Here is a 21437-nt window from a genome sequence, read left to right as displayed (position 1 = left end):
GCTGCGGCGGGGATCGGATCAGCTGTAGGTGATCGCGAAGCTGTTACAGGTGAAGGCCTGCTGGCCGGCGGTTCCGGACAGCTCGAAGCCGAACTGCACGTCGCCGACGGTCACGTCGGCCCACCAGCCCTGGGTCCGCAGCCACTTCAGCACGGCCAGCACGTCGATGCTGCCCGAGTTGGTGTTGCTCGTCCGCAGGAACGAGAAGACCGCGTTGCTCCCGTTGTTGCCTTTGTAGACGTTCCACGTCTGGCCGCCGACGCTCAGGTTGGTGAACGACGGCACCGCGCCGTTGGAGTCGTACGAGTCGGCGATCGGCCCGACCGCGCCGTTCTTGTTGGTCCACAACATCACCTCGTAGGCGTAGTTGTTGGCCCAGATGTCGTACGCGGTCTCCCAGTCGCCATCGCCCGGCACGCTCACGTTGAACGAGGTGGTGAGGCTGGCCAGGGAGCTGATCGTCCGGTTGATCGTCTTCCCGGTGTGCGGGTACGCCTTGACCCCGGACGTCCTCGGGTGGTTGGCGATGACTCCCCAGTTCGTCCCGGTACGCGCCCAGATCGTCTGCGGTCCGGCACCCGAGCCCCAGACGTCGTTGTTCAGCGTGTACCCGTTGTTGGTCCAGCTGTCCCACTGCCCGGTGGCCACCCAGGCGGCATCCGACGGCACACCCGTGGAGCCGCTCGAACTCGGACTCGGGGACGCCGTCGGCGAGGCGGACGTCGCCGAGGGCGTCGGCGAACTGGTGACGGTGCCGGTGCAAGCAGTGCCGTTCAGGGTGAAGCTGGCCGGCACGGGGTTGGACGAGTTGTTCCACGAGCCGTTGAAGCCGAACGAGGTGGACGCGTTGGTGGCGAGCGAACCGTTGTAGCTGACGTTCTTGGCGGTGACCGTGGAGCCGCTCTGGGTGACGGTCGCGTTCCAGTACTGGGTGACGGTCTGCGCGGCGCCGAACGACCACACCAGCGTCCACGAGGAGATCGGGCTCCCGAGGTTGGTGATGGCGACGTTGGCCCCGAAACCGCCAGGCCACTGGGACGAGACCGAGTACTGGACGGTACAGCCGGCCGCGGCCGACGCCGGGAGCGCGGTGATCACCGCGGCTCCGGTCGCGGCGACCAGCGCCGCCACACCCGCCAGGGCGGCGGAAGCACGTCTACGCATGACTTGACCTTCCACGAGGTGGTCGGCGCGGGGCGTCGTTGGGCGGCGGTGCACGTGGTGCATCGCAACGGCGACGGCGACGAAATGGCCAGCAACATCCCTGGTAGACCACGATTGAGTTTGTCGTGACGTTAAACTTATAAGTTCGTCGATGCTAGGTCAATCGCTGCCCGCGCCCACTGTTCCGGAGGCGACAACCCAGCAGGCGTCGGGATGGCACGATGCCCGCGCTGTGTACAAGACGGGTCTTCTACGGGCCTCGCACGCGGCCATAGTCAACCGAGCGACTCGGGTAGTTCTCGGCACCAATGTCGTGCGATTAATGGCGAAATGGACACCACGCGCGGCCGATGATCGGTGCACGGCCGACATGACGACCGCATATCGTCACGTGGCTCATGATTTCGCCGAGCGCGCACGAACGCGCGCCTGGTCGCCTCACGTGGGAGGGCAACGGATGCAAGCTCGAACGCTAACTCCGGCAGCAATCTTCGGCAACCAGGTTCGCTATGTGGTTCCGCTATTCCAGCGTCCTTACGTCTGGTCCGAGGAGGACCAGTGGGCTCCACTGTGGGACGACGTTCATCGCATCGCCGAACAGCTGCTCGCCGGGCCAGTCGGCTATGGAACGCCGCAGCCGCCAGTGCACTTTCTCGGCGCGATCGTCCTCGATCAACCGCCGACGCCGACGGGCTACATCGGCGTACGCCATGTGGTGGATGGACAGCAGCGCCTCACAACACTCCAGCTGATGCTGGACGCCGCGGAGTGGGTAGCTTCCCGACACGGCGCAGCCATCGACGCGCAGGCGCTAAAGGTTCTGGTCCTGAACGAGTCAGCGATCACTCCCAATCCTTACGAGGTCTACAAGGTCTGGCCGACGGATCGGGATCAGGACGCGTTCCTCGCGGCGATGGACAACTCCACGGACGTTCCACCTGACCTCGAGAGCAGTCCTGTCGCGCGAGCACATCAGTTCTTCACCAAGGCCATCGAGAAATGGGCGGTAGTGCCCGACGACGCCGACCGGACGATCGCTCGCATAAGGGCGCTTGCGCTGACCCTTCGCGAGCACCTCAAGATGGTCGTGATAGATCTCGAACCCGGCGACAACGCTCAGGTGATCTTCGAGACGCTCAACCACCGAGGCGCGCCGCTTCTCGCGGCGGACCTGATCAAGAATCTCGTCTTCCAAACCGCCGCCGGCCAAGGACTCGACACAGCCGAGCTGTACAACCGTTACTGGCGCGAACTGGACAGCGACTACTGGCGGCAGAAGGTGGCTCGGGGTCGCCAGTACATCCCACGCATCGATATCTTCGTCAACTATTGGCTGGTCATGCACCTTCGGCACGAAGTGCCTGCCGACCGCATCTTCGTAGAGTTCCGAGACCACCTTGTCTCCGGCCAGCCTGCGATCGAACCGATCCTGGCCGAACTGGCCCAGGACGCTGCCATCTACCGGGCCTTGGATTCCCACCCCGCACGGTCCGCGGTCGGCCGCTTCCACTATCGCGCGATTCAAGCTCTCGATTCGGCAGTCGTCACACCGTTCCTGCTGGCCCTGCTGCGTCAACCCGCTGGCGCTCTGACTGTCGCCCAACGAGACAAGGCGCTCGCCGCCCTGGAGAGTTGGCTGATTCGCCGGGCGGTCTGCCGCTTGACCAGCAAGGACATCAATCGACTGATCATCGATCTGCTTCAGCGGCTTGCCGACGCAGAACCGAGTTCGGCGGGCGACGTCACAGAAGCCTTCCTCCTAGCACAGACAGCCGACTCGCGATTGTGGCCGACGGACGCGATGGTCGTGGAAGCGCTCACCTCGATGCCGGCCTACAAGGCCCTGCTGCGCGGGCGTCTCCGGATGCTTCTGGAGGCGATTGAGGATCACCGGCGCACCGACAAGAGCGAGCAGCCGGGGTGCCCCAGAGGACTTACCATCGAGCACGTCATGCCTCAGGCGTGGCGTGAACATTGGGCACCCGACCTGGACCCGGACATCGACCCAGCAAAACGGGATCAATTGCTCCACACGCTGGGCAACCTGACGCTGGTCAACAACAAGCTCAATCCCGCCTTGTCCAACCGCCCCTGGACGGACGCCAGCGCCCAGAGCCGGAAGCTAGGGAACAGCGGCAAACGGTCGGAACTCCTCCGGCACAGCACGCTGAAGATCAATGCCGACATAGTAGAGATGGCTGCTGAGCGGTGGAACGACGCCGCCGTCCAGCAGCGTACGGCCAAGCTCGCGACGGTGCTCACGGAAATCTGGCTCAGGCCGAGCCAGGAGCTGCCAAGTGTGGTCATTTTGGCCAACGCTGAGCTGGACGCGCTTCCTACGGCGGAACTGGCCGACGTTGAGTCTTCGACGAATGGGCACACGAGCAAATATCAGCCCATAACCGAATGGCTCAAAGCACAGACGGCTGACACGCTTCCGCTGACGTTCACCGAGATGGAGGACGTACTCGGCCAACTCCTTCCACCGTCTGCCCGGCGGCATCTGCCCTATTGGTACGACCATCAGAACTCGCTCGGAAAAGCCATCAAAGCCGCAGGCTTTCGACCTCAGGGCGCCGATCTGACGGCCGAGCAGGTCACGCTCGTTCGCGATTGAAGCTCGTGCAGGGCCTGACCGCACCCTTCGCCGTACGCGAAATGGGTGTGAACGGCACATGACGGGCTCGGTAGCCTGAGATCATGCCCCCACGCCTCCCCCACCCCGATCCCGGCGTCCCCGACACCCGAAGCCCGATCCGCTACCTCTGGTGGCTCGTCACCGCTCAGAAGGCCCGCGTACTGCGAGGAAGTGTCGTCGGCACGCTCTGGATGGTGGGGTTGTCCGTACGCCCGTATCTGATCGCCCGCGCGATCGACGACGGGTTGCGTACGGGTGACACCGAGGCGTTGCTGTTCTGGGTCGGCACGATCGTGCTGGCTGGGATGGTGCTGGCCTGGCTCGGGATCACCCGCCACCGGACGATGACCTTCATCCGGGAGGACGCCACCGCCCGGTCGGCTCAGGTGCTGCTCAAGCACATCACGCGCGTCGGCTCGGTGCTGCCGAAGAAGATCACCTCGGGTGAGGTGGCGACTGTCGGCGGCACGGACATCACGCAGATCTCGTGGGCGTTGACGATGACCGGGCCGGGCGTCGGCGCGGTGTTGGCGTACGCCGTCGCAGCGGTGGTGCTCTGGTCGGTGAACCCGATGCTGGCCCTGTTCGTGCTGCTGGGCGTGCCCGTGGTCGCGGCCTTCGTCTGGCCGCTGCTGTCGAAGCTGCAGGGCGTGGACAGCAGCTACCGGCATGAGCTGGGCATCCTGACCGCCCGTGCCGGGGACATCGTCTCCGGGCTGCGGGTGCTCGCCGGCGTCGGCGGCCGGGACCTGTTCCTGCGCCGGTACGCCGAGCGCTCCCAGACGCTGCTGGACAAGGGCTACCGGGTCGGATCGATCATGAGCTGGGTGCAGGCGCTGACCGTCGGCATCCCGGGATTGTTCCTGGCCGCGGTCGTGTGGCTGGCCGCGCGGATGGCGGCCACCGGGGAGATCACCGTCGGCGAACTGGTCGCGGTCTACGGCTACGTCGCGATCCTCATCGTGCCGGTGTGGTTCCTGCTCGAAGGCGGCTACATGGCCGTACGCGGCATGGTCGGCGCGCGACGCATGATCAACGTGCTGCGGATCGAACCGGACGAGGTGGGCTCGACCGGGCAGGAACCAGGGCCGAAGGCGAACTCGGAGCTGCACGATCCCCAGTCGGGGCTGACCGTCCAGCCCGCCCGGATGATCGGGGTGGCCTGCGACGATCCGGGCGAGGCGGTGGCGATCGCCGACCGGCTCGGCCGGTTCTCCGCCGATCCCGCCGAGCAGACGGCGACCTGGGGCGGGCTGCCGATCACGAGCATCGACCTGGCCGAGGTACGCGAACGCATCCTGGTCGCCGACCACGAGTCGTACCTGTTCGCCGGCACGCTCCGCGAAATCCTCACCGGCACCGGCGGCCCGCAAATGGATGGGCAGCAGATCAGGGTTCTAAGTCGAATCAAGGCCCAAGATTCGACCCAGAACCCTGATCCAGCGCCAAAACAAGCAGAGGGGGCGATCGCGAGAGCAGTGCACACGGCGTCCGCGGACGACGTCGTCGAGTCCCTCCAGGACGGGCTGGCGGAGCCGATCGACAGCCGGGGCCGCAACCTCTCGGGCGGCCAGCGCCAACGCGTACGCCTCGCGAGAGCGCTGCTGGCCGAACCGGAGGTGCTGATCCTGATCGACCCGACGTCGGCGGTCGACTCGCACACCGAGGCTCGGATCGCCGCCCGTCTCCGGGACCACCGGGAAGGGCGTACGACGGTTGTGTTCGCGACATCTCCCCTGCTGCTCGCCGGCACCGACGAGGTCACCTACATCGCGCAGAAGAAGGTCGTCGCGTGCGGGCGGCATGAGGATCTGCTTCACCAGGAATCCGGTTACCGAGCGCTGGTCGCCCGGGACTCCGAGGACGAGACGACGGGGGCGGCGCGATGAAGAAGGGGCTTCCGGTCGCCGACCGCAAGACGGTCTGGCGCGAGACCGCGGACCTGACTCGGCGGGAGAAGAAGGTCGTCGCCGCCGCGATCGCCTTGCATGTCGTGGCGGCCGTCGCCGGCCTGGGCGGACCGTTCCTGATCGGCCGGATCGTCGACGCCGTCAGCAAGGGCGCCGGCGCTTCCGATGTGGACAAGATGGCCTTGGCGGTCGGCGCGTGCGTACTGGTCCAGGTGCTCGTGTCGCGACAGGCGCAGTACCTCGGGCATCGGTTCGGTGAGCGGGCCAACGCCCGGCTCCGCGAGGACTTCGTCGCGCGTACGCTCGCGCTGCCGGTCTCGGCGGTCGAACGGGCCGGCACCGGTGATCTCGCCACTCGCAGCTCGGTCGACGTCGCCACGGTCGGCAACACCGTGCGTACGGTGGTGCCGACGCTGCTGATCTCCGCCATCCAACTGCTGCTGATCTTCGGCGCCGTGATCGTCATGGATCCGCCGCTCGGACTGGTCGCCCTGGCCGGCGTACCCACCACTGCTGCCGTGGCGCGGTGGTATCTGCGCCGGGCGAGTCCGGCGTACCTCATGGAAGGTGAGACGGCGTCCGAGCTGACCGAGGCCTTGACCACGACGGCCGAGGGCGGCCGCACCGTCGAGGCCCTGCGCCTGGCCGACGAGCGCGTGGCGCACGGCACCGAGAAGATCGGGCGGCAGTGGCAGGCGCGGCGGCGGACGCTGGCGTTGCGCTCGGTGTTCTTCCCGATCGTCGAGGCCGGCTACGCACTGCCCGCCGCCGCCATGCTGCTGGCAGGCGGGTTCTTCATGCGGCACGGGCTCAGCCTCGGCGTCGTCGTCAGCGCCACGCTCTACGTCCAGCAGGCCATCGACCCGCTCGACCGCGTGATGATCTGGCTCGAACAAGCCCAGCGCGGGCTCGCGTCCTTCGCGCGCGTGCTGGGCGTCGGCATGGTGCCGCCCGAGCCCCGCGGCGAGGTTCCGGCCTCGAACCAGCGCGAGCTGATCGTGCGCGGCGCGCGCTTCGCCTACGGTGACGGCCACGACGTGCTGCACGGCATAGATCTAGCGGTACGCCCAGGGGAGCGGTTGGCGATCGTCGGTCCGTCCGGGGCGGGCAAGTCGACGCTGGCCCGGCTGCTCGCGGGGATCGACGCGCCGCGGGAAGGCGTGGTGACGCTCGGCGGGCTCGCCGTGACGAAGATCGACCCGGCCGAACGGCGTCGCCGGATCGCGCTGGTGACACAGGAGCATCACGTGTTCATGGGCAGCCTGCGGGACAACCTGGCGTTCGCCGCGCCCGGCGCGACCGACGACGACATGCTCGACGCGCTGGTCGCCGTCGGCGCCGACTGGTACGGCGACCTCCCGGACGGCTTGGACACCGAACTCGGCGACGGTGTGCGTACGCTCGGCCCGGCGGATGCGCAGCAACTGGCGTTGGCCCGGCTGGTCCTGGCCGATCCGCACACGCTGATCCTCGATGAGGCGACCGCCGCCCTCGACCCGACGACGGCCCGCCGCACCGAACGGGCGCTGGCCGCCGTCCTCGAAGGACGGACGGTGATCGCGATCGCGCACCGGCTGAACACCGCCCACGACGCCGACCGGGTCGCGGTGCTGGAAGGGGGCCGGGTGAGCGAACTAGGCAGCCACGACGACCTCGTACGCGCGGGTGGCGCCTACGCTTCGCTCTGGCGCTCCTGGCACGGCTGACGCCGCGCCCGACCCGCGCGCCTCGCTCCGCCCACTCCGCGCGCCTCGCTCCGCTCGGCCGGCGGACTTATGGCTGCAGATCAGGGATATGCATGTGATCATGGGCCCTCGAAGGCTGCATACCCCTGATCTGCAGGAAACGAAAGAGTGCGTTACATGCCGGGCATCGGCATGATCTCGTAGATGGCGATGGTGCCGCCCTGCGCCGCGTGCGGGTGCCCTTCCAGGATCTGGTCGAGCGCGTCCGTGTCGGTCGCCTCCAGGATCGAGTAGCCGCCGACGGGCTGGCCGCCACCGGCGTCGTCGACCGGGTTGGTCGGGTTGCCGAAGTCCACGATCGCGGAACCGGCCTTGCCGGCCCAGGCGTTCCAGGCGTCCATCCCGGCCTTCATCTCTTCCGGGGTGGAGCCGCTCATCTGCTCGTTCATGGTCTTGTCGGCGCGGTACAGAATCAGGTACTTAGCCATAATTCAAGTGCAGCACCTGCACGAAGGCGCCGGACCTGTTTACGGGATCCGGCGCCTTGCGAAAACGGGTCAGGAGCGCTTGCCGAGCAGCGCCCGGGCCATCGCGGAGACGAACCGCTCGATCTCGGACCCGAACGGGTTCTCGTGCACCATGTAGGTCCAGGTCGCCGTCGGGCGGGGCAGGCCCGCCGCCGACGTGTCCCAGTCCGGGTCGGTCAGCTCCGCCTCGGCGAAGGTCTCGACCGTGCTCGTCTGGATGCCCTCGGTCAGCTCCTTGAACGCCGGGATGGCGACCCGGTGGTATTCGTCGAGCGGGTCCTGGCGGCCGAGGGCACGCAGGTGGACGCCTTCGCGTACGTCGGACAGCATCGCCAGGTGGTCGGCCCAGGCCCGGTCGAGGTGCGCCAGCGCGATCGAGCGCGCCGCCTCTTCGGTCTCCTCGTCGCCGATGGCGTCGGCGATCTCGTCGTAGCGCTCCTTGTCGGCTTCGAGAACCCACCGCGCGGCGAGGTCGGTGTTGAGCAGCTCCCGGCGCTTGGCGGCCAGCAGCTGCCGCTGCCGCTCCACGAGTACGCCGTACTTCCAGGTGTTGCGGTGGATCTCGAAGTGCACGCCTTCGGAGACCTTCTGTGCGTGGCTGACGGAGTAGTCGACCTCGGCGCCGGTCATCCGGCCGTCGGCGGCGACGTTGGCCGTGAACGGCTCGCCGTTGCGGACGATCAGGCTGTCCTCGGGGCTGACGAAGAACACCGAGCCGCCGGGGTCGCCCTGGCGGCCGGCGCGGCCGCGGAGCTGGTCGTCGACGCGGCGGCTGTCGTGCCGGCCGGCTCCGATGACGTAGAGGCCGCCCGTCTCGACGACCTCGTCCCGGTCGCGCTCGTCCCGGCCGCCGAGGCGGATGTCGGTGCCGCGGCCGGCCATCTGCGTCGACACGGTCACCCGGCCCAGGGCGCCGGCCTCGGCGATGATCGCCGCCTCTTCGGCGTCGTTCTTGGCGTTGAGGACGACGCACTCGATCTCGGCTTCCCGCAGCGAGCGGGCCAGCCGCTCGGACTCGGCCACGTCGAGGGTGCCGATCAGGACCGGGCGGCCCTGCTCGTGCGCCTCGGCGACCTCGGCGATGATCGCGTCTTCCTTCTCCTCCGCGGTGGCGTAGACGCGGTCCTCGTCGTCGTTACGGATCGACGGGGTGTTCGGCGGGATCACCGCGACTTCGAGGCGGTAGAACTCCCGCAGCTCGTCGCCGACGTTGACGGCCGTTCCGGTCATGCCGCAGACCGTCGGGTACAGCCCGACGAACCCCTGCACGGTGATGGTCGCGAGGATCTCGCCCTCGGCCGTCGAGTGCACGCCCTCCTTCGCCTCGACCGCCGCCTGCAGCCCGTCCGGCCAGCGGCGACGCTGGGCGACCCGGCCGCGTACGCTGTCGACGAGCTGGACCTGCCCGTCCCGCACGATGTAGTCCACGTCCCGGTGCACGAGTACGCGTGCGTGCAGCGCCAGGTTGATCGCGGTCAGCTTGTCGAGGTTGTCCTGGGCGTACAGGTCGATGCCGTCCCATTCGCGCTCGACCAGGCGCGCGCCGGCCTCGGTGAGCTGGACGTTGCGGCCGCCCTCGACCCGGATGAAGTCGCGGGCCTTCTCCATCTTCGCCACGATCTCGGCGGCCTTCTGCGCCGGCGAGACCAGTTCCTCGACGCTGCCCGCCAGCACCAGCGGCACCCGGGCCTCGTCGATGAGGATGAAGTCGGCCTCGTCGAGGATCAGCGTCGCCAGACCTGGCATCACCTCGTCGTCCTTGGAGGTGACGAGCTGGTCACGGAGGAAGTCGAAACCGGCCTCGCTGACCGACGCATAGGTCACGTCGCACGCGTACGCCGCCACGCGCTCCTCGTGCGTCGAGCCCTCGCCGACCGAGCCGACGGTCATGCCGAGCAGGTCGTAGACCGGGCGCATCCACTCGGCGTCCCGGTGGGCCAGGTAGTCGTTGACCGTCATGATCTGCACGCGCGCGCCGCGGGTGGCGTACCCGAACGCGGCGATCGCGGCGGCCAGGGTCTTGCCCTCACCGGTGGCCATCTCGACGATCGTGCCCGCCAGCATCGACATCGCGCCCAGCAGCTGCGTGTCGAAGGCGCGCTCGTCGAGCGCCCGCCGACCGGCCTCCCGGCCGAGCGCGCAGATCTCGACGAGGTCGTCGTCGTGGATCATCACCGGCTGGGCCCGCTGGAGCGAGTCCACGTACTCCGGGGACTCCTCGGGCTCGCTGTCCTCCGTCTCCCCAGCGCCGGTCAGCCGGTCGCCCAGCTCCAGCGCCCGAGCCTTCAGCTCGTCGTCGGACAGCGCCTTCAGCTCCTCCTCCAGCTCCTCGATCCGAGGCAGCAGGGCCTCGAACGGGGCGAGGCTGACGGTGGATCCGGGGCGCTGCATGAACGTACGCAGCTTCTGGCGGAACTTCGTGGCGAGACCCATGCCCGCAAAGGTACAAGGCGATGGCCGTCCAGTGGAGCCCTCACTTCAAGGTCTGAACGATCCGCTGGTCAGCGCCGTCGACGACGACCTCGGCGAGAGCACCGTTCACCAGGGCGAGTTCCGGCGCGACATGTCCGCAGTCCACATCGAGGATGACCGGAATGTCCAGATCGCCGAACGCGAAGCGTACGGCGTCGTCCTGGGTGAACGAGCCCGCCGCCGGGGCGTCCGTACGCCCGACGAGGATGGCGTTCGCCCGGTCGAACCAGCCCGCCAGCCGCAATCCGTACAGCTCCCGGGCGACATCGGCGGCGGCGTGCTCGCACACCTCGACGTAGACGATCAGCCCCTCCGGCGCATGGTTCTCGGCGAACGCCCGCACATCCCCGTACGGCGTACCGGCGAGGCAGACGACGGTCTCGACGCAGCCGCCGATCAGCCGCCCGGCCACCCGGACGGGTCCGGCTCCCGGATCGAGCAGCCGCCACGAGCCCGGCTGATCCAGGTTCGCCTCGACCAGGTCGGGCTGTTCGATGATGTTGTAGAAGCCGGGCGCCTTGTGATGTGTCGACGCGCGCTGCTCCAGCACCGCACCCGGCCCGGCGGCCAGCGCGTCGAGCCAGTGCGTGATCCCGTCCGGCCGCTGCGTCGGCGTGTGCATCAGGTTCTGCCCGTGCAGCGTCGCCACACCCGTCCGCGTCGTGATCGCCAGCAGCAGCGTCGAGATGTCGGAGTAGCCGACCAGCCAGCCCGGGTCCGACTCGGCGATCGCGGCGAAGTCGAGCCGCGGCAGCAGATCGGTCGCCAGCTCACCACCCCACGGCGGCACGACCGCCCCGATGCCCGGGTCGGTCAGCATCGCCGTCAACTCCGCCGCCCGCTGCGCCGCCGGCGCGGACACGATCCCGGAACCGTCCATGCACTCGCCGACGGTCACCGCGTAGCCGCGCCGCGCCAGATCCGCGAGCACGAAATCCAGCCGCGGGCGGAACCGCTCCTGCACCCCACTCGACGGCGAGGTGACTCCGATCCGGTCACCGGGGCGCAGCGGCGCGGGATACCTGATCATCATCGCTCCTTCAAACGCAGGCTGAACTGCGTACCAATATCCTGAAATCCCAGAGCCGCCGCGACCTTGCGGCTGGCCACGGGCCGGGCCCGCCACTGACCGAACAAGCCCTCGGACAGCGCGGCCTCGACGGCGGCCGAGGCGACGCGGCGCGCAAAACCGCGCCCGCGGTGCTCGGGGTGGGTGAGAACGCAAAGGTGCGCGATGTCGTCCGGCCAGCGCTTATAGCCGGCGGCCGCGACGATCTCACCCTTCGCTTCCAGCGTGTACGCGAGACTGTCGATCTCTTCGAGGCCACACTCGTCGACATCCGCCTGGTCCACCACGCCGAGCAGGCCGCGCAGTTCGTCCTTCGCCACCGCGTCAGCCGAGCCGGCCGGGCGGAACCGTGCCGGATCGAGGTACGCCAAATGCGCCGGGCCGAGGGTCCGCGCCGCCAGGTCGTCCCACTCGCCGGTGGTACGCATCGCCTGGGCCGAAGCCTCATCCGGGCAGGTCACGAGCGTCGCGCCGCCGATCGTCACCGTGCCGCACCAACCAGGCGGGCAAAGCTTGGACGTCGGCGCGACGACGATCGCCGTTCCCGACCCCGGGAAGCTCCCCGGCCGATCCGCCAAGACTTCCCAGAGCTGTCGCGCCCGCGCCACCACGTCCATATGTGGATCTTGCCAGCCCCACCCCGCCCCAGCCACCGATTTCCCCGTGGCGAAGGCTGGTGATCTCCGGTGGATGGCGCACCTATCGGCCGCACGGATAGGTGCACGGCCCACCGGAGATCACAAAGCGGCGGAGATCGCCGCGGTCAACCCATGCGGTGGGGGCGAACTCCGGATAGAGTCCGCCAATGCGCGCGAGGTGGGTGTTCGCGGCGACAGCCTTGGCCCTGGTGGGGAGCTTGGGGCTGTGGGCGGCGGCCGATGTGAGCCGGCCCGGCCGGGCGATCGGCGAGCAGGCCGCCGAGGCGGTCGTCAATCGCAATGCCTGCGGCCAGACCGCGCCCCGGGAGCTGCGGGGCATGTGGCTGACCACCGTACGCAACATCGACTGGCCGAGCCGCCCGGGTCTGCCGGAGGCGACCGTCAAGGCCGAGTATCAGCAGTGGCTCGATCTCGCCGTGAAGATGAACCACAACGCGATCTTCGTCCACGTACGCCCCAGCGGTGACGCCTTCTGGCCGAGCGGATTCGCCCCGTTCTCCTACTGGCTCACCGGCCGGAAGGACAACACGAATCCGGGCTGGGACCCGCTGGCGTACGCGGTGGACGAGGCGCACAAGCGGGGCCTGGAGTTCCACGCCTGGTACAACCCGTACAAGGCGAGCCAGGATCCCGTCGTCCCGGCGGGCTACCCGCATCCTGAGTGGACGGTCACCTACCCGTTGAAGGCCGGCGAGGAGAAGCACGCGTATTTCGATCCGGGGATTCCGGAGGCGCGTAAGTGGGTCGAGGACTCGATCCTGGAGTCGGTCGAGAAGTACGACCTGGACGGCGTGCACTTCGACGACTTCTTCTACCCGTACCCGAAGACCGGGCAGGAGTTCCCGGACCAGGCCAGCTACGCCAGGTACGGCGGCGGCAAGAACAAGAACGACTGGCGGCGCGACAACGTCAACCTGCTCGTCAAGGAGACGTACGAGCGGATCAAGCAGGTCAAGCCGTGGGTGCGCTTCGGGATCAGCCCGTTCGGCATCTGGCGCAACGACGACAGCGACCGCCGCGGCTCGGCCACCCGGGGGCTGGAGAGTTACTCCGCGATCTACGCCGACACGCGTACCTGGATCAAGGAGGGCTGGCTCGACTACATCGTGCCGCAGCTCTACTGGTACATCGGTTTCAAGATCGCCGACTACGCGATACTGCTGCGCTGGTGGACCGAGGTGGTCAAGGGCACTGACGTGCATCTCTACATCGGACAGGCGGACTACCGCATCAACAACGCGGGCGTGTGGAAGGATCCAGCGGAACTGGATCGGCAGATCGCGCTCAACCAGAAGTCGGGTGTGCTCGGCAGCATCCATTTCAGCGCCAAAAGCGTCCGCACGAACAAGCTGGGAGCGGTGACGCGCTACCGCGACGCGCACAACGCGACGCCCGCGCTCATCCCGGTCTCGGCGCGGCTGAAGGCCGATCCGCCGCTCGCTCCCACCCTGGTGGTACGCCGAACGGCGGAGAAGACCATGGTCACGTGGCGTCCCACCGAATCCGGCCCGAAGGCGTACCGGTACGCGGTGTATCGCGACGGGGTCCTCGTGGCGACCGTGCCGAGCGGCACGCACTCGTGGCAGGACGCCGCGGCGGCCAAAACGGGTGGCACGAGCTACTGCGTGACGGCCCTCGACCGGTCCTGGAACGAAAGCCGAGCCTGACGTACTGCGTCAACCGGTGATCATCGCCTACGATCACCGGGTCCTCCTCCGCGAACTCCAAGCCCGCCCATGAGGTCCCATGAACAGACCCCTCTTCCTCCGGCGTACCTGGACGATCCGGTCGCGCGTCCTGCTGCTGTTGCTCGCGCCGCTGTTGCCGCTGGTCGGCATGTGGGCGTTCAGCACCACGCTGTCGGTGTCGGCCGCCGGCAACCTGCTCGACGCCGAGACCAGCGCCAACAACGCGGCGTTGCCGACCGGTGCGGTGGCGTACTCCCTGGAACGGGAGCGCAAACTGTCGTCCCAGCTCGTCAGCGGGGACACCGGCGTCGCCGGCGCGCTGAAGGATCAGCGGTCCGGTACCGACTCGACGGTGGCCAAGCTGAAGCAGTTCGCCGAGGGCGAGGATCTCCGTGATTCGGCGTCGCCGGCGGCCATGCGACGCATCGACGAGATGCTGACCGCGCTCGGCTCGCTGCCGACCGCCCGCGCGTCGGTCGACACCGGCCGGTACTCGCGGTTGCAGGTGGTCAACGCCTACACGGCGATGATCGAGAAGGCGTTCGCGGTGTTCTCGACCGCGATCGAAGTGGACGATCACACGCTGGCCCAGGCGTCGACGACGACCGCGACGATCAACGAGGCCCGGGATCTGTTCTCCCTTGAGGACGCGCTGATCAGCGGCGTGCTCGCGGGCGGCGGCACGTACGCGCCCGGCGAGCGCAGCATGATCGTGCAGGCCATCGGCGCCCAGCGCCATCTCTACATCATCGGTACGCGTTCCCTGCTCGCCGAGGACACCGCCTGGTACGAGAAGATCACGACGAGTGAGGCGTACACCCGCGTCCGGGCGGCCGAGGACAAGATCTCGGAGTCGACGGGCACCCGGGTGCCGGGCGGCATCGACCGCAAGCAGTGGGACGCCGACATCACCGCGCTCAACCTGGAACTGTCGCATCTGGAGGATCAGATCGCCGGCCGGGCGATCGAGGCGGCCACCCCGGCAGCCACCAGGATCATCCTGCGGCTGCTGATCGCCGGTCTGCTCGGCCTCCTGCTGATCATCGGCCTGGTGCTGCTGTCGATCCGGATCGCGCGCTCGATCATCCGGCGCCTGCGGGAGCTGCGGGCCGAAGCGCTCGACATGGCCGATCGCAAACTGCCCGACGTCGTCGGCCGGCTGCGGCGCGGCGAGGCGGTCGACGTGGACGCCGAGGCGCCACCGCTCAGCCACGCCGACGACGAACTGGGCCAACTCGGCGGCGCGTTCGCCGAGATGCAGCGTACGGCGATCGAGGCGGCGGTCCATGAGGCGCATCTGCGGGCCGGCCTCAACCAGGTCTTCCTCAACCTCGGTCGGCGCAGCCAGGTGCTGGTGCACCGGCAGCTGTCGCTGCTCGACGCGATGGAACGCCGGGTCACCGACCCGCAGGACCTGGAGGAGCTGTACCGCATCGACCACCTCGGCACGCGGCTGCGCCGCCACTCCGAGGACCTGGTCATCCTGGCGGGCGCGGTGCCCGGCCGGGGCTGGCGCAACCCGGTCCCGCTGCACGACGTGCTGCGCTCGGCGGTGTCCGAAGTCGAGGAGTACACCCGGATCACGGTGGTGACGCTGCCCGAGATGGCGCTGATCGGCCGGGCTGTCAGCGACGTCGTGCACCTGCTCGCCGAACTGCTGGAGAACGCGACCGCCTTCTCCCCGCGCGACACGCACGTCCAGCTCTCCGGGCAGCTGGTGCCCAACGGGTTCGCGGTGGAGATCGAGGACCGCGGCGTCGGCCTGCCCCAGGAGGCGATCGACGAGGCCAACGGCCGGCTCGCCGAACCACCGGACTTCGACCCCGCGCACAGCTCGCGGCTCGGTCTGTTCGTGGTGGCGCGGCTGGCCGCTCGGCACGGCATCAAGGTCACCCTCCGCGCGTCGCCCTACGGCGGGATCACCGCCGTCGCGCTGCTGCCGCGCGAGCTGGTGGTCGAGGAACGGCCCGCGCAGGGCGAACTCACCGTGGCCCGCCCCCAGGTCGCGCTGGCCGCGCTCCCCGCCGGTGATACGCCGAAAGCAGCGACCGCCGTGGCTGCTGACCGCACTCCTGCTCTTCACCCGAGCGGCTCATCGTTACCGGCGCCGCCTGCCCTGATGGACGAGGCGACCGCCGAGCAGCCCATGATCGCCGCACTCGCCGGGGAACCTCTTGGGCCAGCCGCCAGAAGTGCAGTCCAGCCGGTCAGCGGGCCGCATCAGCTCAGCCCCGAAGGATTGCCCATGCGGCAACGGCAGGCCAGTCTGGCCCCTCAGTTGCGCGTACAAAATGGTGAAGAAGAGCAACCCGTGCGGACCTCGCGCGCGCCCGAGGCGAGTCGCTCGATGCTGTCCTCGCTGCAAGCCGGCACGAATCGGGGCCGCGCCGAGGCCGCCCAGCAGGCGGCGCCCCCCTTGGAAGGTTCGGAGGAGCAGCAATGAGCAACCCCGCCCACGGCCTGGACTGGCTGATCGACGACTTCGTGGCGCGGGTTCCCGCCGCCCAGCAGGCCGTCGTGTTGTCGGTGGACGGCCTGTTGATGGGCGCCTCGCGCAACCTCGCGCAGGCCGAGGCCGAGCACATGGCGGCGGTCGCGGCCGGTTTCGCAAGCCTGTCGCGCAGTGCTGGCCGGCATTTCCAGCGGGGCGCGGTCCGGCAGACGATCATCGAGATGGAGAGCGCCTTCCTGCTCGTCACCTCGGCCGGGCAGGGGTCCTGCCTCGCGGTGCTGGCGGCCGCCGATTCCGACATCGGCATGGTCGCCTACGAGATGGCGATGTTGGTGGAGCGGATCGGGCACAACCTGGCCACCCAGCCCAGAAGCACGGCGAATGCGCGCTGACGGGGAGTCCGGGAACTCGCACGACTGGCTGGACGACGACGCCGGCCCGCTCGTGCGATCCTTCGCGCTCACCGGCGGCCGGGCGAAACCCGGCGTGGCCACGTTCGACCTGCTGAGTCACGTGACGGCGGCGCCGTTCGCGTTGCAACGCAGCACCATCCACCTGCAACCGGAGCACCGGGCCATCCTCGCCCGGGCTCGCGACCCGGTCTCGGTCGCCGAACTCGCCTCTCACCTGGGCTACGGCCTGGGCGTGGTCCGCGTGCTGCTGGCCGACCTGCTGGAGGCGGGCGCGATCACCAAGGTCGACGCCCCCTCCGACACCCTTCCCGACGACGACCTACTCCAGGCGGTGATCCATGGCCTCCGAACCAGCTGACGGCCGGGCGCGTCCGGTGCCGACGGCGATCAAGATCCTGATCGCGGGCGGCTTCGGCGTAGGCAAGACGACGCTCGTGGGTGCGGTGAGCGAGATCCTGCCACTGCACACCGAGGAAGTCCTGACATCGGAGAGCACCGAATCCGATGATTTGTCCGGAGTGGAGGGAAAAACCACCACGACGGTGACGATGGACTTCGGCCGGATCACGTTCGGCGACAACGTCGTCCTCTACCTGTTCGGCACTCCGGGCCAGGACCGGTTCTGGTTCCTGTGGGACGAGTTGGCCCTCGGCGCCCTCGGCGCGGTCGTGCTCGCCGACACCCGGCGGCTGGCCGACTGCTTCCCCTCGATCGACTACTTCGAACGGCGGGAGACCCCGTTCATCGTGGCGGTGAACTGCTTCTACGGCGAGCAGCCGTTCGAAGCCGACGCCGTACGCAACGCGCTGGCCCTGGATCCCAACGTTCCACTGGTCATGTGCGACGTCCGGGATCGCGCGTCCGGCCGGGAGGTGCTGATCGCGCTCATCGAACACGTTCGCTCGCTGCGGCTCGCCGCCGCCGCCCGCTAGCTCCCAGGTTCTTTCGGCGGCAGATCACGGATATGCATGCCAAATCGCCTCATGATCACATGCATATCCGTGATCCGCTACGAACCGGCTCCCGATGGAATCCCAGGACCAAGCCCCACGAACCCCCGCGATAGTGCACGATATCCGTGAAGCGGACAAACGGGGGGCAGCGGGATGGCTGGATTCCGAGCGATGATCATGGTCGCCGTACTGGGCGGCGCGACGGCACTGGCGGGATGCACCGCCACTAAGGACGCCGCGCAGTCGACGACGAGCGCGCAGGCGCCGCAGGAGAACCTGGCGCTCACCGTCAGCCCTGCAGACCGGGCGTCGGGCGTACCGATCAGCGCCGAGATCGGCATCAAACTCGGGTCCGGAACGGTCGACGGAGTCGACGTACGCGACGCCGCCGGCCAGAAGATCGCCGGTGAACTGCGCTCGGACGCGTCGGCCTGGGTGCCCACGGCCCCGCTCAAGTACGCCCAGCGCTACACCGCCACGGTGACCGCCGTCGGCTCGCGTACGCATCACGAGTCCAAGTCGGTCGCGTTCACCACGATGAAGCAGCCGTCCCAGGTGGAAGGCGTCGGCTTCTACCTCTTCGACGGTCAGGAGTACGGCGTCGGCATGCCGATCCCGATCGAGTTCGTGCGGGACGTCCCGGCGAACCTGCGGGCGGCGGTGCAGAAGCGGTTCTTCGTGACCAGCGACCCGCCCCAGCCCGGTGCGTGGCACTGGTTCAGCCCGACCCAGGTGCAGTACCGGCCGGCGGCGTACTGGCAGCCGGGGACGAAGCTGACCGTCCGGCTGGGCCTGAAGGGACAGGCCCTCGGCGGTGGCTACTACGGCGAAGAGGACAAGATCGCCCGCGTACGCATCGCGAAGGACAAGGTCGAGGTCAAGGTCACGAATCACCCCAAGCAGATGCAGGTATTCAAGAACGGCACCCTGATCAAGACGATGCCGGTCAGCCTCGGCAAGGCCAGCACGCCCAGTTCGAGCGGGCACATGGTGGTCATGGAGCAGGCGTACACCTATCGGTTCGACACCCGGGGTGAGCCGAACGGCGGCTACGTGGTCGACGTGAACTACGCCCAGCGCCTGACCTGGGGCGGCGAGTTCATCCACTCGGCACCGTGGAGCGTCAGCGACCAGGGCTACACCAACGTCTCCCACGGCTGCGTCAACATCGGACCGGGCAACGCCGCGTACCTGTTCACCGTGATGAAGGTCGGCACCCCCGTCACCGTCAGCGGCACCGAGGTCAAACTCGCCCCCGGCAACGGGTGGACGGTGTGGGACATGGACTGGCCGACCTTCCTCAAGGGCAGCGCCGTCCCGGTCGCCTCCGACGTCGCCAACGCGGTCGCGTACGAGCCGTATCCGAAGCCCAAGCCGTCTCCGACGGTGGCGCCGAGCACCAGCCCAGGAACGGCCGGAAACGCCCAATTGGGTACGCCGACCCCCTCGGCCAGCTGAATCCGGCCTACGAACGGGCGTGTTTTCCTTCACCACCGGCAACGAGACCTTGTCGCGCCACGTCTTTAAGGCACGATAGATCGTTGACCGCGACCGGGTTCGGTTCGCGATGCCGATGGATGAGGGGCACATGGAGCGCACCGTTTCCGGCCGTACGCCAACCGGCCGCACCGCGACCCGGCGTGGCCTGCTCGCCGGCGCCGGTCTCGTGGGCGTGGCCGCCGGCCTGGCCGCCTGCACTTCCGACAAGGGCTCCGGCGGCGGCACCGGCGGGGCGACCGAATCGCCGAAGCCGGACCCGAACGCCGCCGCGGCGACCATCGTCACCCCGGCGAAGGACGCCACCGGGGTGTCGGCCGCCACCGAGATCGTCTACGAGCTGAAGAACGCCACCGAGGCGACCGTCGAGCTCAAGGACGCCAACGGCACGGTCGTCACGGGCGAGCTACGCGCCGACGGCAGCAGCTGGGTCCCGGCTAAGACGCTCGGCTACAGCATGGCGTACACGCTGACGGTGACCGCGACCGGAAGCGACGGCAAGACCGGGACCACGACGAGCGGCTTCACCACGATGGCCAAGCCGAGCAAGACGGTCCGGGTCACCAGCTTCCTGGGCGACAACGCGAAGGCCGGCGTGGGCATGCCGCTGATGTACAAGTTCAGCCGGGCCATCCCCGAGGCGCAGCGGGCCGAGGTGCAGAAGCGGCTGTTCGTGAGCAGCGAGCCGGTGCAGGACGGGATCTGGCACTGGTTCTCCGGGACCGAGGTGCACTACCGGCCCAAGGAGTACTGGCAGGCCGGCACCAAGGTCAACGCGCGCTTGGCCATCGGCGGGCTCGACATGGGCGACGGGTACTACGGCAAGGGCGACATCACGCTGGAGAACCTCACCATCGGCTCGGCCGTGATCATGGTCGCCGACAACAAGACCAAGCAGATGACGGTGACCAAGGACGGCAAGGTCGTCAAGAAGATCCCGATCAGCCTCGGCAAGCCCAGCACCCCGTCGTCCAGCGGCACCGTGGTGATCATCGAGAAGTTCGTGCACACCATCTTCGACACGTACGCCGAACTCGGCCCCGAGCTGGGTTACCGCACCCCGATCGACTACGCCCAGCGGCTGACCTGGGGCGGCGAGTACATCCACTCGGCACCGTGGTCGATCAGCTCCCAGGGCAAGCGCAACGTGTCGCACGGCTGCCTCAACATGTCCCCCGCCAACGCCAAGTGGCTGTTCAACCTGACCAGCATCGGCGACCCGGTGATCACCAAGGGCACCGAGCGGCAGCTGAAGAACGGCAACGGCTGGACGCACTGGAACATGACCTGGGACGAGTACGTCAAGGGCAGCGCCGTCCCGTTCGTGTCCGCCGTGACCCCCACACCCGCCCCGTCGGAGTCCGAGTCCGCCACACCGGACCCGACAGCGAGCGCCACCGCGACTGCCACGCCCTCCGCGTAACGCCCGACGATCATGAGATGAAAGAAGCCCTGTCCGGACGGACAGGGCTTCTGCGAATGGGGTGATCGACGGGATTCGAACCCGCGACACCCGGGACCACAACCCGGTGCTCTACCTACTGAGCTACGACCACCATCATCAACCGCGGACCTATCAGCCCGCGGCGACCGACCAATGATAGCGGTACGACCACCGGCGCTGTCCACTGGGTATGCGGCGACACACAGCACCGCGCTCGCGGCCGATCAGAGCAGCGGATCAGACGAGCGTCCCCGCGATGCCCTTGGCGGTGTCGACGTCCGGCCCCGGCAGCGGCACGAAGATCGTCTGCCGGTAGTACGCCAGTTCGCGGATGCTCTCCTTGATGTCGGCGAGCGCGCGGTGGGCCAGGCCCTTCTGCGGCTGCCCGAAGTACACCCGAGGGTACCAGCGGCGGCACAGCTCCTTGATCGAGGAGACGTCGATCATCCGGTAGTGCAGGTGGTTGTCGAGCAGCGGCATGTCCCGGGCGAGGAAGCCCCGGTCGGTCGCGATCGAGTTGCCGCACAGCGGGGCGGTACGCGGCTCCGGCACGTACTGCGTGATGTAGTTCATGACGAGCTGCTCCGCCTCGGCCAGGGTGACGGCCGAGCGGCGTACCTCGTCGGTGAGACCCGACTTCTCGTGCATCTCCTTGACGACCTCGAGCATGCCGTCGAGCTGCGCGTCCTCGGTGTGGATCACGACGTCGACGCCGTCGCCGAGCACGTTGAGATCGGGATCGGTGACGAGCGCGGCGACCTCGATGAGCGCGTCCGAACCCAGGTTCAGACCGGTCATCTCGCAGTCGATCCAGACGAGAAGATCAGCAGCCATTGGGACAGCCTACGACGGGTGTCTCAACTCTG

Annotated in this window: 16 protein-coding genes and 1 tRNA gene; 10 read left to right on the top strand and 7 right to left on the bottom strand. The window is 68.4% G+C overall.

All coding sequences use genetic code 11. The features are described 5' to 3' along the window. Positions 1 to 18 precede the first annotated feature (18 nt). Positions 19 to 1164 (bottom strand): glycoside hydrolase family 12 protein, encoded by a 1146-nt coding sequence (locus tag HDA40_RS27225; protein ID WP_253760646.1) that lies wholly within the window; start codon positions 1162 to 1164, stop codon positions 19 to 21. A gap of 457 nt (positions 1165 to 1621) precedes the next feature. On the opposite strand from HDA40_RS27225, the gene HDA40_RS27220 reads away from it, so the two are divergent. From HDA40_RS27220 to HDA40_RS27210, 3 genes are all read left to right on the top strand, one after another. Then, positions 1622 to 3781, top strand: coding sequence for a DUF262 domain-containing protein (locus HDA40_RS27220; protein ID WP_253760645.1), 2160 nt, complete (start codon positions 1622 to 1624; stop codon positions 3779 to 3781). An 83-nt stretch (positions 3782 to 3864) separates the two neighbouring features. Further along, the gene (locus HDA40_RS27215) at positions 3865 to 5691 is read left to right on the top strand and encodes an ABC transporter ATP-binding protein (RefSeq protein ID WP_253760644.1); all 1827 of its coding nucleotides are present in this window, start codon (positions 3865 to 3867) and stop codon (positions 5689 to 5691) included. Then, entirely contained in the window at positions 5688 to 7418 is a 1731-nt protein-coding gene (locus HDA40_RS27210) for an ABC transporter ATP-binding protein (protein ID WP_253760643.1), read from the top strand. The genes HDA40_RS27215 and HDA40_RS27210 overlap by 4 nt, the downstream gene beginning before the upstream one ends. A 152-nt stretch (positions 7419 to 7570) precedes the next feature. On the opposite strand, the gene HDA40_RS27205 is transcribed toward HDA40_RS27210, so the two are convergent. From HDA40_RS27205 to HDA40_RS27190, 4 genes are all read right to left on the bottom strand, one after another. Next, positions 7571 to 7885, bottom strand: coding sequence for a YciI family protein (locus tag HDA40_RS27205; RefSeq protein WP_253760642.1), 315 nt, complete (start codon positions 7883 to 7885; stop codon positions 7571 to 7573). Positions 7886 to 7954: 69 nt separating this feature from the next. After that, positions 7955 to 10357 (bottom strand): accessory Sec system translocase SecA2, encoded by a 2403-nt coding sequence (secA2, locus tag HDA40_RS27200; protein ID WP_253760641.1) that lies wholly within the window; start codon positions 10355 to 10357, stop codon positions 7955 to 7957. Positions 10358 to 10397: 40 nt separating this feature from the next. Next, positions 10398 to 11426, bottom strand: coding sequence for a S66 family peptidase (locus HDA40_RS27195; protein WP_253760640.1), 1029 nt, complete (start codon positions 11424 to 11426; stop codon positions 10398 to 10400). Continuing rightward, the gene (locus HDA40_RS27190) at positions 11426 to 12082 is read right to left on the bottom strand and encodes a GNAT family N-acetyltransferase (RefSeq protein ID WP_253760639.1); all 657 of its coding nucleotides are present in this window, start codon (positions 12080 to 12082) and stop codon (positions 11426 to 11428) included. The genes HDA40_RS27195 and HDA40_RS27190 overlap by 1 nt, the downstream gene beginning before the upstream one ends. A 188-nt stretch (positions 12083 to 12270) precedes the next feature. Here HDA40_RS27190 and HDA40_RS27185 point away from each other — a divergent pair, with 188 nt between their 5' ends. The 7 genes from HDA40_RS27185 (at position 12271) to HDA40_RS27155 (ending at position 20550) form a co-directional block, all read left to right on the top strand. Further along, on the top strand, positions 12271 to 13791 hold the full coding sequence (locus HDA40_RS27185; RefSeq protein WP_253760638.1) for a glycoside hydrolase family 10-like protein: 1521 nt from the start codon (positions 12271 to 12273) through the stop codon (positions 13789 to 13791). 79 nt (positions 13792 to 13870) lie between these two features. Further along, a complete protein-coding gene (locus HDA40_RS27180; RefSeq protein WP_253760637.1) occupies positions 13871 to 16255 on the top strand; it encodes a sensor histidine kinase in 2385 nt (794 codons plus the stop codon). Further along, a complete protein-coding gene (locus HDA40_RS27175; protein WP_253760636.1) occupies positions 16252 to 16656 on the top strand; it encodes a roadblock/LC7 domain-containing protein in 405 nt (134 codons plus the stop codon). Before HDA40_RS27180 ends, HDA40_RS27175 begins: the two co-directional genes overlap by 4 nt. Beyond that, positions 16646 to 17035, top strand: a complete 390-nt coding sequence (locus tag HDA40_RS27170) for a DUF742 domain-containing protein (RefSeq protein WP_253760635.1) — start codon at positions 16646 to 16648, stop codon at positions 17033 to 17035. Before HDA40_RS27175 ends, HDA40_RS27170 begins: the two co-directional genes overlap by 11 nt. Then, the gene (locus HDA40_RS27165) at positions 17016 to 17609 is read left to right on the top strand and encodes a GTP-binding protein (RefSeq protein WP_253760634.1); all 594 of its coding nucleotides are present in this window, start codon (positions 17016 to 17018) and stop codon (positions 17607 to 17609) included. Before HDA40_RS27170 ends, HDA40_RS27165 begins: the two co-directional genes overlap by 20 nt. A gap of 174 nt (positions 17610 to 17783) precedes the next feature. Beyond that, positions 17784 to 19088 (top strand): L,D-transpeptidase, encoded by a 1305-nt coding sequence (locus tag HDA40_RS27160; protein WP_253760633.1) that lies wholly within the window; start codon positions 17784 to 17786, stop codon positions 19086 to 19088. Positions 19089 to 19218: 130 nt separating this feature from the next. After that, on the top strand, positions 19219 to 20550 hold the full coding sequence (locus HDA40_RS27155) for a L,D-transpeptidase (RefSeq protein ID WP_253760632.1): 1332 nt from the start codon (positions 19219 to 19221) through the stop codon (positions 20548 to 20550). Positions 20551 to 20607: 57 nt separating this feature from the next. Here the strand turns inward: HDA40_RS27155 and HDA40_RS27150 are convergent. After that, positions 20608 to 20683 (bottom strand) — tRNA-His (locus tag HDA40_RS27150). 125 nt (positions 20684 to 20808) lie between these two features. Beyond that, a complete protein-coding gene (gene orn / locus HDA40_RS27145) occupies positions 20809 to 21405 on the bottom strand; it encodes an oligoribonuclease (protein ID WP_253760631.1) in 597 nt (198 codons plus the stop codon). Positions 21406 to 21437 lie beyond the last annotated feature (32 nt).

This window comes from Hamadaea flava (assembly GCF_024172085.1).
Lineage (GTDB): Bacteria > Actinomycetota > Actinomycetes > Mycobacteriales > Micromonosporaceae > Hamadaea > Hamadaea flava.
This window is presented reverse-complemented; position numbering and strand designations above follow the sequence as displayed.

Coding starts and splice junctions, on each gene's coding strand:
- HDA40_RS27225 (WP_253760646.1), bottom strand. CDS start 1,164: ATGCGTAGACGTGCTTCCGCCGCCCTGGCGGGTGTGGCGGCGCTGGTC.
- HDA40_RS27220 (WP_253760645.1), top strand. CDS start 1,622: ATGCAAGCTCGAACGCTAACTCCGGCAGCAATCTTCGGCAACCAGGTT.
- HDA40_RS27215 (WP_253760644.1), top strand. CDS start 3,865: ATGCCCCCACGCCTCCCCCACCCCGATCCCGGCGTCCCCGACACCCGA.
- HDA40_RS27210 (WP_253760643.1), top strand. CDS start 5,688: ATGAAGAAGGGGCTTCCGGTCGCCGACCGCAAGACGGTCTGGCGCGAG.
- HDA40_RS27205 (WP_253760642.1), bottom strand. CDS start 7,885: ATGGCTAAGTACCTGATTCTGTACCGCGCCGACAAGACCATGAACGAG.
- secA2 (WP_253760641.1), bottom strand. CDS start 10,357: ATGGGTCTCGCCACGAAGTTCCGCCAGAAGCTGCGTACGTTCATGCAG.
- HDA40_RS27195 (WP_253760640.1), bottom strand. CDS start 11,426: ATGATCAGGTATCCCGCGCCGCTGCGCCCCGGTGACCGGATCGGAGTC.
- HDA40_RS27190 (WP_253760639.1), bottom strand. CDS start 12,082: ATGGACGTGGTGGCGCGGGCGCGACAGCTCTGGGAAGTCTTGGCGGAT.
- HDA40_RS27185 (WP_253760638.1), top strand. CDS start 12,271: ATGCGCGCGAGGTGGGTGTTCGCGGCGACAGCCTTGGCCCTGGTGGGG.
- HDA40_RS27180 (WP_253760637.1), top strand. CDS start 13,871: ATGAACAGACCCCTCTTCCTCCGGCGTACCTGGACGATCCGGTCGCGC.
- HDA40_RS27175 (WP_253760636.1), top strand. CDS start 16,252: ATGAGCAACCCCGCCCACGGCCTGGACTGGCTGATCGACGACTTCGTG.
- HDA40_RS27170 (WP_253760635.1), top strand. CDS start 16,646: ATGCGCGCTGACGGGGAGTCCGGGAACTCGCACGACTGGCTGGACGAC.
- HDA40_RS27165 (WP_253760634.1), top strand. CDS start 17,016: ATGGCCTCCGAACCAGCTGACGGCCGGGCGCGTCCGGTGCCGACGGCG.
- HDA40_RS27160 (WP_253760633.1), top strand. CDS start 17,784: ATGGCTGGATTCCGAGCGATGATCATGGTCGCCGTACTGGGCGGCGCG.
- HDA40_RS27155 (WP_253760632.1), top strand. CDS start 19,219: ATGGAGCGCACCGTTTCCGGCCGTACGCCAACCGGCCGCACCGCGACC.
- orn (WP_253760631.1), bottom strand. CDS start 21,405: ATGGCTGCTGATCTTCTCGTCTGGATCGACTGCGAGATGACCGGTCTG.